At 64.5% G+C, this 17,699-nt stretch carries 18 protein-coding genes; 12 read left to right on the forward strand and 6 right to left on the reverse strand.

Annotation, left to right across the window (positions count from 1 at the left end):
* The first annotated feature begins 49 nt into the window (after window positions 1-49).
* Entirely contained in the window at window positions 50-784 is a 735-nt protein-coding gene (locus tag B3397_RS01240) for a hypothetical protein (RefSeq protein WP_296246522.1), read from the forward strand.
* 167 nt (window positions 785-951) lie between these two features.
* On the opposite strand, the gene B3397_RS01245 is transcribed toward B3397_RS01240, so the two are convergent.
* Window positions 952-1,800, reverse strand: coding sequence for an SDR family oxidoreductase (locus B3397_RS01245; RefSeq protein WP_296246524.1), 849 nt, complete (start codon window positions 1,798-1,800; stop codon window positions 952-954).
* Window positions 1,801-1,993: 193 nt separating this feature from the next.
* Here B3397_RS01245 and exbB point away from each other — a divergent pair, with 193 nt between their 5' ends.
* From exbB to B3397_RS01275, 6 genes are all read left to right on the forward strand, one after another.
* Window positions 1,994-2,965 (forward strand): tonB-system energizer ExbB, encoded by a 972-nt coding sequence (exbB, locus tag B3397_RS01250; protein WP_296246526.1) that lies wholly within the window; start codon window positions 1,994-1,996, stop codon window positions 2,963-2,965.
* A gap of 3 nt (window positions 2,966-2,968) precedes the next feature.
* Window positions 2,969-3,394, forward strand: coding sequence for a TonB system transport protein ExbD (gene exbD / locus B3397_RS01255; RefSeq protein WP_296246527.1), 426 nt, complete (start codon window positions 2,969-2,971; stop codon window positions 3,392-3,394).
* Window positions 3,391-4,134 (forward strand): energy transducer TonB, encoded by a 744-nt coding sequence (locus B3397_RS01260; RefSeq protein WP_296246529.1) that lies wholly within the window; start codon window positions 3,391-3,393, stop codon window positions 4,132-4,134. Before exbD ends, B3397_RS01260 begins: the two co-directional genes overlap by 4 nt.
* A 93-nt stretch (window positions 4,135-4,227) precedes the next feature.
* Complete coding sequence (locus tag B3397_RS01265) at window positions 4,228-5,154, forward strand: hydrogen peroxide-inducible genes activator (RefSeq protein WP_296246530.1); 927 nt, start codon at window positions 4,228-4,230, stop codon at window positions 5,152-5,154.
* The gene (gene recG / locus B3397_RS01270) at window positions 5,151-7,226 is read left to right on the forward strand and encodes an ATP-dependent DNA helicase RecG (protein WP_296246532.1); all 2,076 of its coding nucleotides are present in this window, start codon (window positions 5,151-5,153) and stop codon (window positions 7,224-7,226) included. Before B3397_RS01265 ends, recG begins: the two co-directional genes overlap by 4 nt.
* Before the next feature lie 119 nt (window positions 7,227-7,345).
* Window positions 7,346-8,740, forward strand: a complete 1,395-nt coding sequence (locus B3397_RS01275; RefSeq protein ID WP_296246533.1) for an aminoacyl-tRNA deacylase and HDOD domain-containing protein — start codon at window positions 7,346-7,348, stop codon at window positions 8,738-8,740.
* A 51-nt stretch (window positions 8,741-8,791) separates the two neighbouring features.
* Here B3397_RS01275 and B3397_RS01280 read toward each other — a convergent pair whose 3' ends face one another.
* The 4 genes from B3397_RS01280 to B3397_RS01295 form a co-directional block, all read right to left on the reverse strand.
* Window positions 8,792-9,163: an SCP2 sterol-binding domain-containing protein gene (locus tag B3397_RS01280; protein WP_296246534.1), complete on the reverse strand. Its 372-nt coding sequence runs from the start codon at window positions 9,161-9,163 to the stop codon at window positions 8,792-8,794.
* 183 nt (window positions 9,164-9,346) lie between these two features.
* Window positions 9,347-9,619, reverse strand: a complete 273-nt coding sequence (locus B3397_RS01285; RefSeq protein WP_296246535.1) for an HU family DNA-binding protein — start codon at window positions 9,617-9,619, stop codon at window positions 9,347-9,349.
* 188 nt (window positions 9,620-9,807) lie between these two features.
* Window positions 9,808-10,956 carry an NAD(P)/FAD-dependent oxidoreductase gene (locus B3397_RS01290; RefSeq protein WP_296246536.1) on the reverse strand — a complete coding sequence of 383 codons (1,149 nt, stop codon included), beginning with the start codon at window positions 10,954-10,956 and terminating at the stop codon, window positions 9,808-9,810.
* Between the two features lie 322 nt (window positions 10,957-11,278).
* Window positions 11,279-11,446: a rubredoxin gene (locus tag B3397_RS01295; protein WP_296246538.1), complete on the reverse strand. Its 168-nt coding sequence runs from the start codon at window positions 11,444-11,446 to the stop codon at window positions 11,279-11,281.
* 188 nt (window positions 11,447-11,634) lie between these two features.
* On the opposite strand from B3397_RS01295, the gene B3397_RS01300 reads away from it, so the two are divergent.
* On the forward strand, window positions 11,635-12,180 hold the full coding sequence (locus B3397_RS01300; RefSeq protein ID WP_296246540.1) for a chorismate--pyruvate lyase family protein: 546 nt from the start codon (window positions 11,635-11,637) through the stop codon (window positions 12,178-12,180).
* Entirely contained in the window at window positions 12,180-13,070 is an 891-nt protein-coding gene (gene ubiA, locus B3397_RS01305; RefSeq protein WP_296246542.1) for a 4-hydroxybenzoate octaprenyltransferase, read from the forward strand. Before B3397_RS01300 ends, ubiA begins: the two co-directional genes overlap by 1 nt.
* A 121-nt stretch (window positions 13,071-13,191) precedes the next feature.
* On the opposite strand, the gene B3397_RS01310 is transcribed toward ubiA, so the two are convergent.
* Window positions 13,192-13,587 carry a hypothetical protein gene (locus B3397_RS01310; RefSeq protein ID WP_296246544.1) on the reverse strand — a complete coding sequence of 132 codons (396 nt, stop codon included), beginning with the start codon at window positions 13,585-13,587 and terminating at the stop codon, window positions 13,192-13,194.
* Window positions 13,588-13,733: 146 nt separating this feature from the next.
* On the opposite strand from B3397_RS01310, the gene phoB reads away from it, so the two are divergent.
* The 3 genes from phoB (at window position 13,734) to B3397_RS01325 (ending at window position 17,495) form a co-directional block, all read left to right on the forward strand.
* Window positions 13,734-14,423 (forward strand): phosphate regulon transcriptional regulator PhoB, encoded by a 690-nt coding sequence (gene phoB, locus B3397_RS01315; RefSeq protein WP_296246546.1) that lies wholly within the window; start codon window positions 13,734-13,736, stop codon window positions 14,421-14,423.
* A 36-nt stretch (window positions 14,424-14,459) separates the two neighbouring features.
* Window positions 14,460-15,761, forward strand: coding sequence for a phosphate regulon sensor histidine kinase PhoR (phoR, locus tag B3397_RS01320; protein ID WP_296246547.1), 1,302 nt, complete (start codon window positions 14,460-14,462; stop codon window positions 15,759-15,761).
* Between the two features lie 393 nt (window positions 15,762-16,154).
* Entirely contained in the window at window positions 16,155-17,495 is a 1,341-nt protein-coding gene (locus B3397_RS01325; RefSeq protein ID WP_296246549.1) for a hemolysin family protein, read from the forward strand.
* Window positions 17,496-17,699 lie beyond the last annotated feature (204 nt).

The following is a 17,699-nucleotide window of genomic DNA, read 5'->3' on the forward strand; positions in this document are numbered from 1 at the left end:
CGTGGCCAGGCCGCGGCCTGGCTGTCGCTCTCCAGCAAGGACCCCGCTCATGCGCCGTGCCCTTTCCCTCTCCCTGGCCGCCCTGCTTCTGGGCGGCTGCGCCAGCCACGAAAACGTCGACCCCAATGGCATCTGGATCAATCAGAACGCCATCGACGCTGCCGCCAAGGGCGGTAACCTGCGCCAGGCCCTGCTGGCCAACGGCCCTACCCTGGAATGGTCGCTCAACACCCAGGCCGGCCAGGCCAGCTTCAGCAACGGCTTCGAAGTCGGTGAAGGCAAACTGCTGACCCAGGCCAATGGCGAACTCAAGGTCGACTTCTACGGCAACGGCGAAGAAACCCTGAAAGTCGATGGCGATGAGTTGCAGCAGGCCGCCAGCGACAGCAGCCCACAGCAGAACTTCAAGAAATCGGCCACCCCGGTTCGGGCCGACGCCACCACCGGTACCGCCTTCGAACAGGCGCTGTATACCGCCTACATGGGCGGCGACTGGAAGGTTATCGAAGGCCCGGGTCAGGGCAGTGTCGCGCACTTTCTACCCGACGGCCGCATCGAGGGCCTGGCGGGACTGGATCGCTACGCGCTGTGCCTGGCCGGTGACTGCGCGGCCATGAGCGGCGAATACGACAGCATGTGGCTGGAGCAACAGCAGCAGGGTGCACCCTTCATCTTCCGTCGTAGCGGCGGCAAGCTGGAAATCCTCCAGGCCGTGAACAGCGCCCAGGACGGCGAGATGCCGAACCTGGCGCCGGGCCCACGGCGGTGGGTGTTGCAGAAGTAATACTCAGGTAGATGGGGGGCGACCCCATCGCGGGCAGAGCCCGCTCCCACAGGGATCCTCATTGCATGAGGGTCCTTGATCCCACAGTGATCCTGAGCAACACACACGATCCTGTGGGAGCGGGCTCTGCCCGCGATAGGGCCCGCCCATCCAACCTTCCCCTCCACCTACCCCAGCATTGCTCCATACCCCTCCCGATAACTCGGGTACCTGGGCGCCCACCCCAAGCCCCGTGCACGTTCATTCGAGCAGCGCTTGCTCCCCGTGCGCCGCACACTCTCGGTCTCGGACCACTGCGTCACTCCCAGATACCCGCGCAGCCAATCAACCACCTCGCTCAACGGCGCCGGCGCATCGTCGACACCTATGTACATCGGCTCCAATGCCACGCCTGCGGCATCACGCTGCAGCAGAAACGCCAGCAGACCTGCCGCATCGTCGGCATGGATGCGGTTGCCATACAACGGCGGCTGCTGCGCGACCCGGTAGCCTTCGCGGACCTGATTGACGAAGCGTTCACGGCCCGGCCCATAAATGCCGGTCAGTCGTACCACGGTCGCCGGCCACGGGCAGCCCAGCGCCACTTGCTCGGCTTCCAGCATCAACCGGCCGGAAAACCCGCCGGGCTGCGTCTCGGATTGCTCGTCGACCCACTCGCCCTGCTCCTGGCCATAGACGCTGCTGCTGGACACGAAGAGGATCCGTCGTGGCGCCTGCCCGTGGCTCGCCAACCAACCCAGTATATGGCGCAAGCCATCGACGTAGGCAGCCTGGTAGCCGGCCTCGTCGTGTTGGAGCGCAGCGGCGCAGTACACCAGATAGTCTAGCGGCGCAGTCGGCCAATCGGCGGGGCAGTCGGGCTGGTGCAGGTCGCCGGCCACGCCAACGACCCCTGGCGGCAACGCCTGGACGTTGCGCCTCAAGCCATGCACCCGCCATTGGCCGGTCAGCAACTGGCGAGCCAGGCGGCTGCCGATATCCCCGCAGCCGGCAATCATCACAGAGGGTGTAGTCATCGTCTGGCTCCTGAATTTCGAGCACCGAGCGTACCGTTGCCAAGGGTTTTTCGGCCATTGAAATGAAAAAAAGCAACACTATTACTTTTGCTAACAAGAATTACTTGCAATAATACGCCCCCCATTTGTTCTCGGCCTGTCTCGAGGCCTTGAAGAACATCCACCCCATTCTCTTCACTCAGGTCCGGCCAGCATGATTCGCAAACACCCTTCCGCTTCGCCAAACCAGCCACGCGCATGGAGCGCCATTGCAGCCCTGCTGCTGGGCCTGGCCATTGCTCCGTTGAGCTTTGCCGACGCCACTGCACCGGCAAACGCGCCTGCGGCCAATGCCACCGCCCCCGCCACTGCCGCACCTGCCGACGCCGCGCCAGCGCCAGGGGCCGCCGATCCGGCAGCAGCCCCGGCACCTGCCGTCGCGCCACAAGACGAGGCGCTGGCTGAAGACACCACCCTGGGCATGGGTCACGACCTGTCGCCGTGGGGCATGTATCAGAACGCCGACATCGTGGTGAAGGCGGTCATGATCGGCCTGGCCATCGCCTCGATCATCACTTGGACCATCTGGATCGCCAAAGGCTTCGAGCTGCTGGGCGCCAAGCGTCGCCTCAAGGGCGAGATCGCCGCGCTGAAGAAGGCCGCCAACCTCAAGCAGGCCAGCGAAACCGCAACCCGCAAGGGCACCCTGGCCAACCTGCTGGTGCACGACGCCCTGGAAGAAATGCACCTGTCGGCCAACGCCCGTGAGCGCGAAGGCATCAAGGAACGCGTGAGCTTCCGTCTCGAGCGCCTGGTCGCTGCCTGCGGCCGCAACATGAGCATGGGCACTGGCGTACTCGCCACCATCGGTTCGACCGCGCCATTCGTCGGTCTGTTCGGCACCGTGTGGGGCATCATGAACAGCTTCATCGGGATCGCCAAAACCCAGACCACCAACCTCGCCGTGGTGGCCCCCGGTATCGCCGAGGCGCTGCTGGCTACCGCCCTGGGCCTGGTTGCCGCGATCCCTGCCGTGGTCATCTACAACGTCTTTGCCCGCTCCATCGCCGGTTACAAGGCGCAGGTGTCCGACGCGTCGGCACAAGTCCTGCTGCTGGTCAGCCGCGACCTCGACCACCAGCCGGGTGAGCGTTCCGCCCAGCCGCAGATGGTCAAAGTGGGGTAATACATGGGCCTGCATCTGAACGAAGGCGGGGACGACCTCGCCGAGAACCACGAAATCAACGTCACGCCGTTCATCGACGTCATGCTGGTGCTGCTGATCATCTTCATGGTCGCCGCACCGCTGGCCACCGTGGACATCAAGGTCGATCTGCCCGCCTCCACCGCCAAGCCCGCGCCGCGGCCGGAGAAGCCGGTATTCCTCAGCGTCAAGGCGGACCAGAACCTGTACGTGGGCGACGACAAGGTCGACCGCGCGCAGCTGGGCCAGATCCTCGACGCCCGCACCAAGGGCAACAAGGACACCACCATCTTCTTCCAGGCCGACAAGGGCGTGGATTACGGCGACTTGATGGAAGTGATGAATACCCTGCGCGGCGCCGGCTACCTGAAGGTAGGCCTGGTCGGGCTTGAGACGGCAGCCAAGAAATGATCACGACGCGCCAGAAAGTGACGCGTTACGGTGGCAGCCTGGCGGTGGTGCTGGGGGTGCATGCGGCAGCGATCGTCATTGCCATGTACTGGCCGGCGCCGCAGCCCATCGAGCTGCCACCCCAGGCCATGATGGTGGAAATGGCGCCGCTGCCGGAGCCTGCGCCACCGCCGCCGCCCAAGGTGATCACACCGCCGACGCCGCCGGAGCCGGTCATCGAGGACCCACTGCCGAAACTGGCCGAGGCGCCCAAGCCGACCATTTCCGTGCCCAAGCCGACGCCGCCCAAGCCAAAGCCCAAACCGCAGCCGCCCAAGGTCGAGAAGAAGCCGGAACCGCCCAAGGAGCAGCCGCCCGCGGAGCAGACCGTCGATACGCCGCCAACGCCGGCGCCTCCGACCAAGTCCGCCGCACCGGCGCCTAGCGTAGCGTCCAACAGCAATGCCCTGCCGACCTGGCAGAGCGACCTGTTGCGTCACCTGGCCAAGTACAAGAAGTACCCCGAGGACGCTCGTCGCCGTGGCATGACCGGGGTCAATCGCTTGCGCTTCGTGGTCGACGCCGAAGGCAAGGTGCTGTCGTATTCGCTGGCCGGCGGTTCGGGCAGTGCCGCGCTGGATCGCGCCACCATGGAAATGATCCGTCGGGCGCAGCCGCTGCCCAAGCCGCCGCCCGAGTTGCTCAACAACGGCAGCCTGGAAGTGGTCGCGCCGTTCGTTTATTCCCTGGATAAACGGTGATTCACGGTTTTTGATGCACGCAGGCACGGTTGATAACGTGCGTCTATCGATGGCAGCCGCTATGCTGGGCTCGCAACTTCATGGACGCACGTTATGACTCTCACAGAATTGCGCTACATCGTTACCTTGGCTCAGGAGCAGCACTTCGGCCACGCCGCCGAGCGCTGCCATGTCAGCCAGCCAACCCTCTCGGTGGGGGTGAAAAAACTCGAAGACGAACTCGGTGTGCTGATCTTCGAGCGCAGCAAGAGCGCCGTGCGCCTGACCCCGGTTGGCGAAGGCATCGTCGCCCAGGCACAGAAGGTCCTGGAGCAGGCCCAGGGCATTCGCGAACTGGCCCAGGCCGGCAAGAACCAGCTCACTGCGCCGCTCAAGGTAGGCGCCATCTACACCGTGGGCCCGTACCTGTTTCCCCATCTGATCCCGCAACTGCACCGCGTCGCGCCGCAGATGCCGCTGTACATCGAAGAAAACTTCACCCACGTGCTGCGTGACAAGCTGCGCAACGGCGAGCTGGATGCCGTGATCATCGCCTTGCCGTTCAACGAGGCGGACGTGCTGACCTTGCCGCTCTACGATGAACCCTTCTACGTGCTGATGCCCGCCGATCACCCGTGGACGCGCAAGGAAACCATCGACTCGGGCCTGCTCAACGACAAGAGCCTGCTGCTGCTCGGCGAGGGTCACTGCTTCCGCGATCAGGTGCTCGAAGCCTGCCCGACCCTGACCAAGGGCTCCGAGGGCGCCAAGCACACTACCGTGGAATCCAGCTCCCTGGAAACCATTCGCCACATGGTCGCCTCGGGCCTGGGCGTGTCGATCCTGCCGCTGTCGGCCGTGGACAGCCATCACTACGCCCCGGGCATCATCGAAGTGCGCCCCCTGACGCCGCCCACGCCGTTCCGTACCGTGGCCATTGCCTGGCGCGCCAGTTTCCCGCGGCCCAAGGCGATCGAGATCCTCGCCGATTCGATCCGCCTGTGCTCGGTGGCCAAGCCGGTGAGCCCTGTCGCGACATGACCGAGCTGGCCCAGGTATCGGTCACGGCCCTGAAGGGCGTGGGCGAGGCGATGGCGGAAAAGCTGGCCAAGGTCGGCCTGGAGAACCTCCAGGACGTGCTGTTCCACCTGCCGTTGCGCTATCAGGACCGCACCCGTGTGGTGCCCATTGGCGCCCTGCGTCCGGGCCAGGACGCGGTGATCGAAGGTGTGGTCAGCGGCGCCGACGTGGCCATGGGCAAGCGGCGCAGCCTGCTGGTGCGCCTGGGCGATGGCACCGGCTCCCTGAGCCTGCGCTTCTATCACTTCAGCAATGCGCAGAAGGAAGCCCTCAAGCGCGGCACCCATCTGCGCTGCTACGGTGAAGCGCGCCCTGGCGCCAGTGGCCTGGAAATCTACCACCCGGAGTACCGCGCCCTGACCGGCGACGAAGACGTACCGGTGGAGCAGAACCTGACGCCGATCTACCCGACCACCGAGGGCCTGACCCAGCAACGCCTGCGCCAGCTGTCGCAACAGGCCTTGAGCCTGCTCGGCCCGCGCAGCCTGCCTGACTGGCTACCTGCCGAACTGGCCGCCGACTACCAATTGGCGCCGCTGGATCAGGCCATCCGCTACCTGCACCACCCGCCGCCGGACGCCGACCTGGAAGAATTGGCCGTGGGCCACCATTGGGCTCAGCACCGCCTGGCCTTCGAAGAGCTGCTCACCCACCAGTTGTCCCAGCAGCGCCTGCGCGAAAGCTTGCGTGCGCAGCGTGCCCCGGCACTGCCCAAGGCCAGCAAGCTGCCCAAGCGTTACCTGAAGAACCTGGGCTTTGCGCCCACCGGCGCCCAGCAGCGGGTGGGCGGCGAGATCGCCTACGATCTCAGCCAGCCCGAACCCATGCTGCGCCTGGTACAGGGCGATGTCGGCGCCGGCAAGACCGTGGTTGCCGCCCTGGCGGCGCTGCAGGCGCTGGAGGCCGGTTATCAGGTCGCGTTGATGGCACCGACCGAGATTCTTGCCGAACAGCATTTCATCACCTTCCAGCGCTGGCTCGAGCCATTGGGCATCGAAGTCGCCTGGCTCGCCGGCAAGCTCAAGGGCAAGGCGCGGGTCAGCGCCCTGGAGCGCATCGCCGCCGGCGCGCCGATGGTGGTCGGTACCCATGCGCTGTTCCAGGAAGAAGTGAAGTTCCACAAGCTGGCCCTGGTCATCATCGATGAGCAGCACCGCTTCGGCGTGCAGCAGCGCCTGGCGCTGCGCCAGAAAGGCGTGGGCGGCACGATGTGCCCGCACCAGTTGATCATGACTGCCACACCTATCCCTCGTACCCTGGCCATGAGCGCCTATGCCGACCTCGACACCTCGATCCTCGACGAGCTGCCTCCCGGCCGGACCCCGGTGAACACCGTGCTGGTGGCCGACAGCCGCCGGGCGGAGGTCGTGGAGCGCGTGCGCGCCGCGTGTGCCGAGGGCCGCCAGGCCTATTGGGTCTGCACCTTGATCGAGGAGTCGGAGGAGCTGACCTGCCAGGCCGCCCAGAGCACTTTCGAAGAGCTGACCCTGGCGTTGGGTGAGCTGCGCGTGGGCCTGATCCACGGGCGCATGAAGCCGGTGGAGAAAGCCGCGGTGATGGCCGAATTCAAGGCGGGGGAACTGCAACTGCTGGTGGCCACCACGGTGATCGAAGTGGGCGTCGACGTGCCCAACTCCAGCCTGATGATCATCGAGAACCCCGAGCGACTGGGCCTGGCCCAGTTGCACCAGTTGCGCGGCCGGGTGGGCCGGGGCAGCGCCGCCAGCCATTGCGTGCTGCTGTACCACCCGCCGCTGTCGCAGATTGGCCGCGAGCGCCTGGGCATCATGCGCGAAACCAACGATGGCTTCGTCATCGCCGAAAAAGACCTGCAACTGCGCGGTCCGGGCGAGATGCTCGGAACCCGTCAAACCGGTTTGCTACAGTTCAAGGTGGCGGACCTGATGCGCGATGCCGACCTGTTGCCCGCCGTACGGGATGCCGCCCAGGCCCTGCTCGAGCGTTGGCCGAGCCATGTCACGCCCCTGCTCGAACGCTGGTTGCGCCATGGCCAGCAATACGGCCAGGTGTAGCGGCGCTTGCCAGTGGCCAGAAATGGCCGCCGGCGCCATGCAAAGCCGTGTAATAGAAGGCTCGGTTTGCCAGGCAAGCTGAGTATACTGATGCGAATGTAGGAATATGGATACAGGCCATGACTGAAGTTGCTCTGGAAGCCGCAAGCCCGCACGCTCCGCTGGTCATTCAGCAGATGCTCGACAAGCTCGCGATCAAGTACGTGGAGGTGCCCGAGCACCTGGCCAAGGATGCGGAGTGCAAGGTGCAGGCGGTGCTGCTGGCCGATGCGGTCGGCGCACTCATGGTGCTGTTCCCGCAGAGCCAGCTGCTGGACCTGAACCGCCTGGCCGAACTGACCGGGCGCAAGCTCACCGCCGTGCCACTGGATCGCGTTGCCAAGATGCTCGGCAAGCACCAGTTGGCGGTGCTGCCCGGCCTGCCGATCCTGACCAGCTCGCCGTGCCTGTACGACGAGCAACTGATGCGCCAGCCTACCCTGCTGATCAGCTCGGGTGAGCCGGGTGTATTGCTGGAGTTGAGCACCGAGGATTTCCGCAAGATGCTCACCAAGGGCAGTGCCGGGAGTTTCGGTGAGCCGCTGAGCAAGATTCGCCCGAACCTGGATCGACCCGCCGACGACGGCAAGGAAATCATCCAGGCGGTGCAGAACTTCACCGCCCGGCGCATCCAGCAGCGTCTGGAATCCACCATCGAGATCCCGCCGCTGGCCGAGACCGCGCAAAAGATCATCAAGCTGCGCGTCGACCCCAACGCCACCATCGACGACATCACCGGCGTGGTTGAAACCGACCCGGCCCTGGCTGCCCAGGTGGTCAGCTGGGCTGCCTCACCGTACTACGCATCGCCGGGCAAGATTCGCTCGGTCGAAGACGCCATCTCGCGGGTATTGGGCTTCGACCTGGTGATCAATCTGGCGCTGGGCCTGGCGCTGGGCAAGACCTTGAGCCTGCCCAAGGACCACCCGCAGCACGCGACGCCCTACTGGCACCAGTCGATCTACGTGGCCGCAGTGATCGAGGGTCTGACCCGCGCCATGCCCCGGGCCAACCGTCCCGAAGCCGGCCTGACCTACCTGGCGGGCTTGCTGCACAACTTCGGCTATCTGTTGCTGGCCCACGTGTTTCCACCGCACTTTTCGCTGATCTGCCGTCACCTGGAGGTCAACCCGCACCTGCAGCACGACTTCGTCGAGCAACACCTGCTGGGCATCAGCCGCGAGCAGATGGGCGCCTGGCTGATGCGCTACTGGGACATGCCCGAAGAGCTGAGCAACGCCCTGCGCTTCCAGCACGACCCGCACTACACGGGCGAGCACGCGGCGTACGCCAACCTGGTCTGCCTGTCGATCCGCCTGCTGCGCGGGCGCGGGATCGGCGCCGGTGGCGATCAGGAAATCCCGCAGGCGCTGCTCGATCGTCTGGAGCTGAGCCGCGAGAAGGCTGAAGAGGTGGTGACCAAGGTGCTGGAGGCCGAGGCGCTGTTGCGGGAACTGGCGCTGCAGTTTCATTGATGGGTTGAGGATGTGTGGTGAAGGGCCCCCTCACCACACAGCCTCGACTCCCTACTTCTTCCTCACCTTCAAATACTTCATTGCCCCCTGAAACCACACCACCAGCGCCGGATTGCCCTTGATCTGGATGTGCTTGTCCTGGATCCCCTGCATGAATGCCAGCTGCTTGTTCTTCGCCTGCAGCGTTGCATAGCCGTAGTCGGCATCCTTGAAGGCAATCGCAAATGCCGGCTCCGCCACCGCCCCGCTCTTGCTGGTGACGCGTTGATCACGCACGGTGAAATGCCGGGCGATCTTGCCGTCCAGGGTCTGTAGCTGGAACACCAGGTTCTTGTCCTTGAGCTGCTGGGCGAACGCCGGATTATTGCGGCTGGCGCGGGCCATCAGCAGGCCCATGGCCCAGAGCAGGAAGCGGAATTTCATGGAAGGGTCTCGGCGCGAAGGAAGGCCGCCGAGTGTACCGGCAACCGTGCGCTTGGGGCAGGCTTGCAGGTGTCTGCTGCGGGGGTTTGGCGGGTATGCCCCAGAAACCGCGAATGGGCATCCGCTACGCGTCGGCATGCCCATTCGCTTCAAGGGATGTCAGGCCCCCAGGGCCTGGAGAATTCAGTTCACGCTGTCTTTGAGAAACTTGCCAGGCTTGAATGCCACCGTGTTGCTGGCCTTGATCTTCACCGGTTCGCCGGTCTGGGGATTCTTGCCGGTGCGCGCACCGCGGTGGCGCTGGATGAAGGTGCCGAAACCGACCAGGGTGACCGTGTCCTTGCGATGCAGGGCTCCGGTGATTTCTTCGAGTACGGCATTGAGGACGCGGTTGGCCTGCTCTTTGGTCAGGTCCGCTTTGTCGGCGATGGCTTCTACGAGTTCTGGTTTACGCATGGTAAAGCCTCTTTTGTGCAGTTTTTTGTTTTTATGGGCGATTGCCGTTCCCGGGCACCGCCTAACTCGCCGCAGGCTCTACGCTGCGGCAGACGGAGTGAGAATGGCACGGCACAGGAGGCGGCGCCAGTGGTGGGGCAAGGATTGTTGCGGCAAAACCGCGATCAATCCGACAGAAAGGCCTGCGATTACGCCAGCAGTGCCGGCAACTGCTTGTTCAGGGCAAGTTTTTCCAACACCGCGCCACCGGTCAGCGCGTAGCCCAACAGTGCGCCGTTGGCATCGCGGCACAGCGCCTTGATGTCCGCGCCCTCGCCTTCCACGCTCCACTGGCCCTGCAGGCCATGGGGCACGGGCGAGACTACCAGTGGGCAGGCAGGCGTCTTGACGGTGACCGGCATCGGTCCGTATTTCACCGCCGTGGGATTGCCGGCAAGGGTCTGCGCCAGGGCGCGGGCGCAGGTCATCAGCGGCATCACGTAGAGCAGATTGAGCCCGTCGACTTCGGCACAGTCGCCCAGAGCGTAGATGTTGGCGTGGGAGGTGCGCAGTTCCCGGTCGACCACCACCCCGCGGTTGACTTCGAGCCCGGCCGCTGCGGCCAGGTCGGTACGCGGGCGCAAGCCGATCGCCGAGACCACCAGGTCGCAGGCGATCACGCGGCCGTCGGACAGGTGGGCGGCCAGCCCCTGCTCGGTACGCTCCAGACGGTTCAACACGGGGCCCAGGTGGAATCGAACGCCGAGCGCCTCCAGGGCGGTCTGCACGGCCTTGGCGGGCGCGGGTGGCAATAGCGTTGGCATGATCTGCTCGCAGGGCGCTACCAGTTCGATCTCGTAACCGCCGCAGGCCATGTCGTTGGCGAACTCACAGCCGATCAGACCCACACCCAGCACCAGCACACGGCGTTTGCCCGCGGCGGCGGCGCGAAAGCGTGCGTAGTCTTCCAGGTCGTTGATAGGAAAGATCAGTTCACTGGCGTCGCCCGGTACGGGCACTTTCACCGTTTGCGCGCCCCAGGCCAGGATCAAGTCGCGGTAGGCCACGCTTTCCTCACCGATCCACAGCCGCTGATGGCCGGGGTCGATACCGCTGATGCGGGTATGAGTGCGGATCTCGGCGTTGAGCTGCTCGGCCATGGCGCCGGGGCTGGCCATGCTCAGGCCGTCGGCGTCCTTGTTCTTGCCGTAGCCGGTGGACAGCATCGGCTTGGAATACGAGCGGCCGTCGTCGGCGGTGATCAGCAGCAGCGGCGTATCCGCATCGAGCTTGCGAAATTCCCGGGCCAGGTTATAGCCGGCCAGGCCGGTGCCGATGATCACTACGGGTGCAGGCATTGCAGGGCTTCCTTTAGTTTTTGAGTGGGTCAGTGCCGACGCCATCGCGGGCAGAGCCCGCTCCCACATGGGTTCCGGTATGCCACAGATAGAGGCTGTTCAGCAGATCCCCTGTGGGAGCAGGTTCCGGTATGCCCCAGATAGAGGCTATTCAGCAGATCCCCTGTGGGAGCAGGTTCCGGTATGCCCCGGATAGAGGCTGTTCAGCAGATCCCCTGTGGGAGCGGGTTCCGGTATGCCCCGGATAGAGGCCGTGCAGCAGATCCCCTGTGGGAGCGGGTTCTACCCGCGATGGCGTCCGCACTGGCACCCCGCTGACCGATCATCCAATCTCGATCATTTCGAAATCCATCTTGCCCACGCCACAATCAGGGCACAGCCAATCCTCGGGTACGTCTTCCCACGGGGTACCAGGCAAAATGCCGTCGTCCGGCCAGCCGTCGGCCTCGTTGTAGATCAGGCCACAGACAATGCATTGCCACTTTTTCATCACGTTACCTCGGTATTCAGGCGATTTGGCGCGGTCTATCGATGGGTGCAGCGCTGTCGACCGGCTCAGGGCGTTTTTGTACTGATCGGGGCGCGCGGATGCAAGCACGTTCGCACCCCCGGCCCACAAAAATCTGTGCCAAACATGCTAAGCTCGGCGGCTTCCAGGCCAATCCAGATCTGCTGAAAGTGCCCCACTCAAGCTCTCCCGCCCCCCTCTGGCAGCGCCAGATCGACACCGATACGGTGCTTGCCGACTGGCTGTTCGATCAAGGCTCGCTGACCCGCCGCTTGACCCGACTCAGCGACGAACAATTCAGTGTTACACCTCTTTTCCAGGCTTGGCAGCCACTGCGCGACGAAGAGTGCGATGCGCTCGGCGTTGGCTACGGCAGCGAGGGCTGGGTTCGTGAGGTCTACCTGTCGGGCCATGGCCAACCTTGGGTATTCGCCCGCAGTGTAGTCGCCCGCCAGGCGCTGGCCGCCAGCGACCTGGCGCTTGAAGGGCTGGGCAATCGCTCCCTGGGCGAACTGCTGTTCTGTGACCAGGCCTTTGTCCGCCAGCCCATCGAGGTTTGTCACTATCCAGCCCCATGGCTGCCTGCCGAGCAGCGTGCCTCCGGCCTGTGGGCACGCCGCTCGCGCTTCGACCGCGGCCCGCTGGCGGTGCTGGTTGCCGAAGTATTCCTGCCACCGCTGTGGCGGGCTGTCCGCTCGAATCTGGAGAGCCACTGATGTACCTGAGCCTGCTCAAGTCGCTGAACCGTCTGCATCCCCGGGCCTGGGACTTCATCCAGTTGACCCGCATGGACAAGCCGATCGGCGTGTACCTGCTGTTGTGGCCGACGCTCTGGGCCCTGTGGATCGCCGGTGAAGGCAAGCCCTCGCTGGCCAATCTGTGCATCTTCGTCAGCGGCGTGATCCTGATGCGCGCCGCGGGCTGCGTGATCAACGACTTCGCCGACCGCAAGGTCGATGGCCACGTGAAGCGCACCGAGGCGCGTCCCTTGGTGAGCGGCCGGATCAGTGCCAAAGAGGCGCTGGTGTTCTTCGCCGTGCTGATTACCCTGAGTTTCATCCTGGTGCTGTGCACCAACGCCCAGACCATTGGCCTGTCGGTGGGTGGCCTGGTGCTGGCCGCCAGCTATCCGTTCATGAAGCGCTATACCTATTACCCTCAGGTAGTGCTGGGCATGGCCTTTTCCTGGGGCATGCCCATGGCCTTCACCGCCGAGACGGGGCACTTGCCGGCGGCCGCCTGGTTGCTGTGGATCGCCAACCTGCTGTGGACAGTGGGCTATGACACCTACTACGCCATGACCGACCGGGATGACGACCTGCGCATCGGGGTCAAATCCACAGCCATTCTGTTCGGTGATGCCGACCGCTTGATCATCATTATCCTGCAGGGATTGGCGCTGGCGTGCCTGATGCTGGCCGGCGCCCGCTTCGGGCTCGGCGGCTGGTTCTATCTGGGGCTTGCGGTGGCAGCGGCGTGCTTTGCCTGGCAATGGTGGTACACCCGCGACCGCGAGCGGATGAAATGCTTCCGGGCGTTCCTGCACAACCACTGGGCAGGGTTGGCAATCTTTCTGGGGATTGTGATGGATTACGCGCTGCGCTGAGGTTTGGACATCTGAGCTGCCGGGGCGGACCTCTTCGCGGGCAGAGCCCGCTCCCACAGGGTTCACTGTCCGTGTGGGAGCGGGTTCTAACCGAGATGGGGCCCGAATTGACGCACCGCCATCAATCCTCCACGGGCCGCGCCACCTGCCAGGCATTCTCCTTCTTGCCTTCGCCGATCATGTCGCCCGGCTTCTTGTCCGCCTTGAAGGTGTACAACGGGCTGCCCATGTACGCCCACTGCCTGGTATCGTCATCGCGCACGACCACCGTCCAGTCGCCATCGTCCTTGGCCGTCTTGTCGGCCATCAGCGGTGGCCAGTTCTTCGCGCACTCATTGTTGCAGACCGACTTGCCATCCTCATCCTCAGCAAAGGTATAGAGCGTCATGCCCCGGGCGTCCACGAACGGCTTGCCGGGCTCCAGTTCCGGGTGGGCCTCCGCCATCGCCAGGCCAGACAGGGTCAAGGCCGCCGCACCACACATCGCGACCCACGCCGAGGTAATTCGAGTATTCATGAGTGCCTCTTGATTTCAGTGAACAGGGATTTTCAGCTTAGTACAGCACGACCATCTCGTTACGCTGCGGCTACGCTGTCACACGACTGCAATAATTCCGTTATCTAATGCGGCGCATGACACCGTAATGACAAGAGGTTTGCACAATGGTTGGCAGGAATATTCTCATCGTCGACGACGAAGCGCCCATTCGCGAAATGATCGCCGTCGCGTTGGAAATGGCCGGCTATGAGTGCCTCGAAGCAGAGAACTCCCAACAGGCCCATGCCATCATCGTCGACCGCAAGCCTGACCTCATTCTGCTCGACTGGATGCTGCCCGGCACCTCGGGCATCGAACTGGCCCGACGCCTCAAGCGCGACGAGCTGACCGGCGATATCCCGATCATCATGCTCACCGCCAAGGGCGAGGAAGACAACAAGATCCAGGGCCTGGAAGTGGGCGCCGACGACTACATCACCAAGCCCTTCTCGCCACGCGAACTGGTGGCCCGACTCAAGGCGGTGCTGCGCCGCGCCGGCCCTACCGACGGCGAATCGCCGATCGAAGTCGGCGGCCTGCTGCTGGACCCCATCAGCCACCGCGTGACCATCGATGGCAAGCCGGCCGAGATGGGCCCCACCGAATACCGCCTGCTGCAATTCTTCATGACTCACCAGGAACGCGCCTACACCCGCGGCCAATTGCTGGATCAGGTGTGGGGCGGCAACGTCTACGTCGAGGAACGCACAGTGGATGTGCACATTCGCCGCCTGCGCAAAGCCCTCGGCGATGCCTACGAAAATCTGGTACAAACCGTGCGGGGCACCGGCTACCGGTTTTCCACCAAAAGCTGAACCGGCAAGTCGCCCGGTGCAAAGGATGCGTGAGACGTGAAACGAGACTGGTACGCCACCCTGGTACGGCACCTGTTGCTGTTGGTGGGCGGTTGTCTGCTGGTGGGACTGATCACCGGCCATTACGGCTGGTGCCTGGCCGCCGGCCTGGGCCTGTATCTGGCCTGGACGCTCAAGCAACTGCTGCGCCTGCACCGCTGGCTGGCGGAGCACACCGCCGACCAGCCGCCGCCCGACGGCTACGGCCTGTGGGGCGAGGTGTTCGACAGCATCTATCACATGCAGCGCCGCGACCAGCGCGCGCGCGGGCGCCTGCAGGCGGTGATCGATCGCGTGCAGGAATCCACCGCCGCCTTGCGCGACGCGGTGATCATGCTCGACGCCGATGGCAATCTGGAGTGGTGGAACCGCGCCGCGGAAACCTTGCTGGGGCTCAAGACGCCTCAGGACAGCGGCCAGCCGGTCACCAACTTCGTGCGTCATCCCCGCTTCAAGGAATATTTCGAACAGGAAAACTACGCCGAACCGCTGGAGATTTCGTCGCCGGTCAATGACCGCCTGCGCGTGCAGTTCCTGATCACCCGCTACGGCAACAACGAGCACCTGATGCTGGTGCGGGACGTGACGCGCATCCACCAGCTCGAGCAGATGCGCAAGGATTTCGTGGCCAACGTCTCCCACGAACTGCGCACGCCGCTGACGGTGATCACCGGCTACCTGGAAACCCTGCTGGACAACGTCGAAGACGTCAATCCGCGCTGGACCCGAGCGCTGCAGCAGATGGACCAACAGGGCGCACGCATGCAGACCCTGCTCAACGACCTGCTGCTGCTGGCCAAGCTGGAAGCCACCGACTACCCCTCCGACAACCACCCGGTGGCGATCACGGCGCTGCTGCAGAGCATCAGGAACGACGCCCAGGCGTTGTCCGGCCAGCGTGATCAGAGCATCAGCCTGGACATCGAAGACGACGTGCTGCTCAAGGGCAGCGAAGCTGAGCTGCGCAGTGCGTTCTCCAACCTGATCTTCAATGCGGTCAAATACACCCCGGCCCAGGGCAACATCCGCATCCGCTGGTGGGCAGACGCCCAGGGCGCGCACCTGCGGGTGCAGGATTCGGGTATCGGCATCGAAGCCAAGCACCTGCCCCGCCTGACCGAGCGCTTCTACCGGGTGGATTCCAGCCGGGCGTCGAACACCGGCGGTACCGGGCTGGGCCTGGCGATCGTCAAGCATGTGCTGTTGAGGCACCGAGGGACGCTGGAGATCAGCAGCGTGCCGGGACACGGCAGCACCTTTACCTGCCATTTTGCAGCGGTGCAGGTGGTGGACCAGTAGGCCCTTGGGGCGTCTGCACCGGCCTCATCGCGGGCAGAGCCCGCTCCCACAGGCCCCACGCTGCCGCCTCCATCTCATAGCCTCCACCCCCCCTGTGGGAGCGGGCTCTGCCCGCGATGAGGCCGCAACTGCCAACACAAGACATCCCGCGCCACGCCCCCCTGTGGGAGCGGGCTCTGCCCGCGATGAGGCCGCAACCGCCAACACAAGACATCCCGCGCCACGCCCCCCTGTGGGAGCGGGTTCTACCCGCGATGGGGCCGGAACAGGCAACATACAGTTACACCCCCTAGGCAAGCGCCCCCCTAGCCGTTACATTGCCCCACTCATGCCCGTCATCCGGGCAGCGCCATACTCCCCCTATTCAGCACACGGACTCCGTAAAACGCCATCATGGACCCTTCCACAGGCATCTCCCTTTCGTCACTGTTCGCCGACTTCGGCATGATTCTCTTCGCTCTGTTCCTGGTCCTGCTCAACGGCTTCTTCGTCGCCGCCGAGTTCGCCATGGTCAAGCTGCGCTCCACCCGGGTCGAAGCCATCGCCAAGAAGCACGGCTGGCGCGGCGCGATCCTGCGTACCGTGCACAGCCAGCTGGACGCCTATCTCTCGGCCTGCCAGCTGGGTATCACCCTGGCCTCCCTGGGCCTGGGCTGGGTCGGCGAGCCGGCCTTCGCGCACATCCTGGAGCCCCTGCTGGGCACCGTGGGCGTGCAGTCGCCAGAGGTCATCAAAGGCGTATCGTTCTTCAGCGCCTTCTTCGTCATCTCCTACCTGCACATCGTGGTCGGCGAGCTGGCGCCCAAATCCTGGGCGATCCGCAAGCCCGAGCTGCTGTCGATGTGGACGGCGGTGCCGCTGTACCTGTTCTACTGGGCCATGTACCCGGCCATCTACCTGCTCAACGCCAGCGCCAACGCCATCCTGCGCATCGCCGGCCAGGGCGAGCCTGGCCCGCACCATGAACACCACTACAGCCGCGACGAGCTGAAACTGATCCTGCACTCCAGCCGCGGCCAGGACCCCAGCGACCAAGGCATGCGCGTGTTGGCCTCGGCGGTGGAAATGGGCGAGCTGGAAGTGGTCGATTGGGCCAACTCCCGTGAAGACCTGGTGAGCCTGGACTTCAACGCCCCGCTCAAGGAAATCCTGGCGATGTTCCGTCGCCACAAGTTCAGCCGCTACCCGGTGTATGACGCCGAGCGCGAAGAGTTCGTCGGCCTGCTGCACATCAAGGATCTGCTGCTGGAACTGGCGGCGCTGGACCACCTGCCCGAATCCTTCAACCTGGCCGAGCTGACCCGCCCGCTGGAGCGCGTGTCGCGGCACATGCCGCTGTCGCGCCTGCTGGAGCAGTTCCGCAAGGGCGGCGCGCACTTTGCGCTGGTGGAGGAAGCCGACGGCAAGATCATCGGCTACCTGACCATGGAAGACGTGCTCGAAGTACTGGTCGGCGATATTCAGGACGAACACCGCAAGGCCGAGCGCGGCATCCTCGCCTACCAGCCGGGCAAGCTGCTGGTACGCGGCGATACGCCGTTGTTCAAGGTCGAACGCCTGCTGGGCGTGGACCTGGATCACATCGAGGCGGAAACCTTGGCGGGGCTGATCTATGAAACCTTGAAGCGAGTGCCCGAGGAAGAGGAGCTGCTGGAGGTGGAGGGACTGCGGATCATCATCAAGAAGATGAAGGGGCCGAAAATCATTCTGGCCAAGGTGTTGAAGATCGAGTGATCGGGTGGGGAGCTGGGGTGAATGGTCCCCTCACCCCAGCCCTCTCCCTGGGGGAGAGGGAGCACGGAGCAGGTCATCGCTCCGCGAGGATTCGTGCATTGCCGCGCAGCGAGGCCTCGGAAATCGAGATGCCCAACCCCGGTGCGGTGGGCACGATCACGGCGCCGTCGCGGTTGGGGATGCGCTCTTCGAGTACGTCTTCGG

It is taken from the genome of Pseudomonas sp. UBA4194 (assembly GCF_002379585.1).
Taxonomy (GTDB): domain Bacteria; phylum Pseudomonadota; class Gammaproteobacteria; order Pseudomonadales; family Pseudomonadaceae; genus Aquipseudomonas.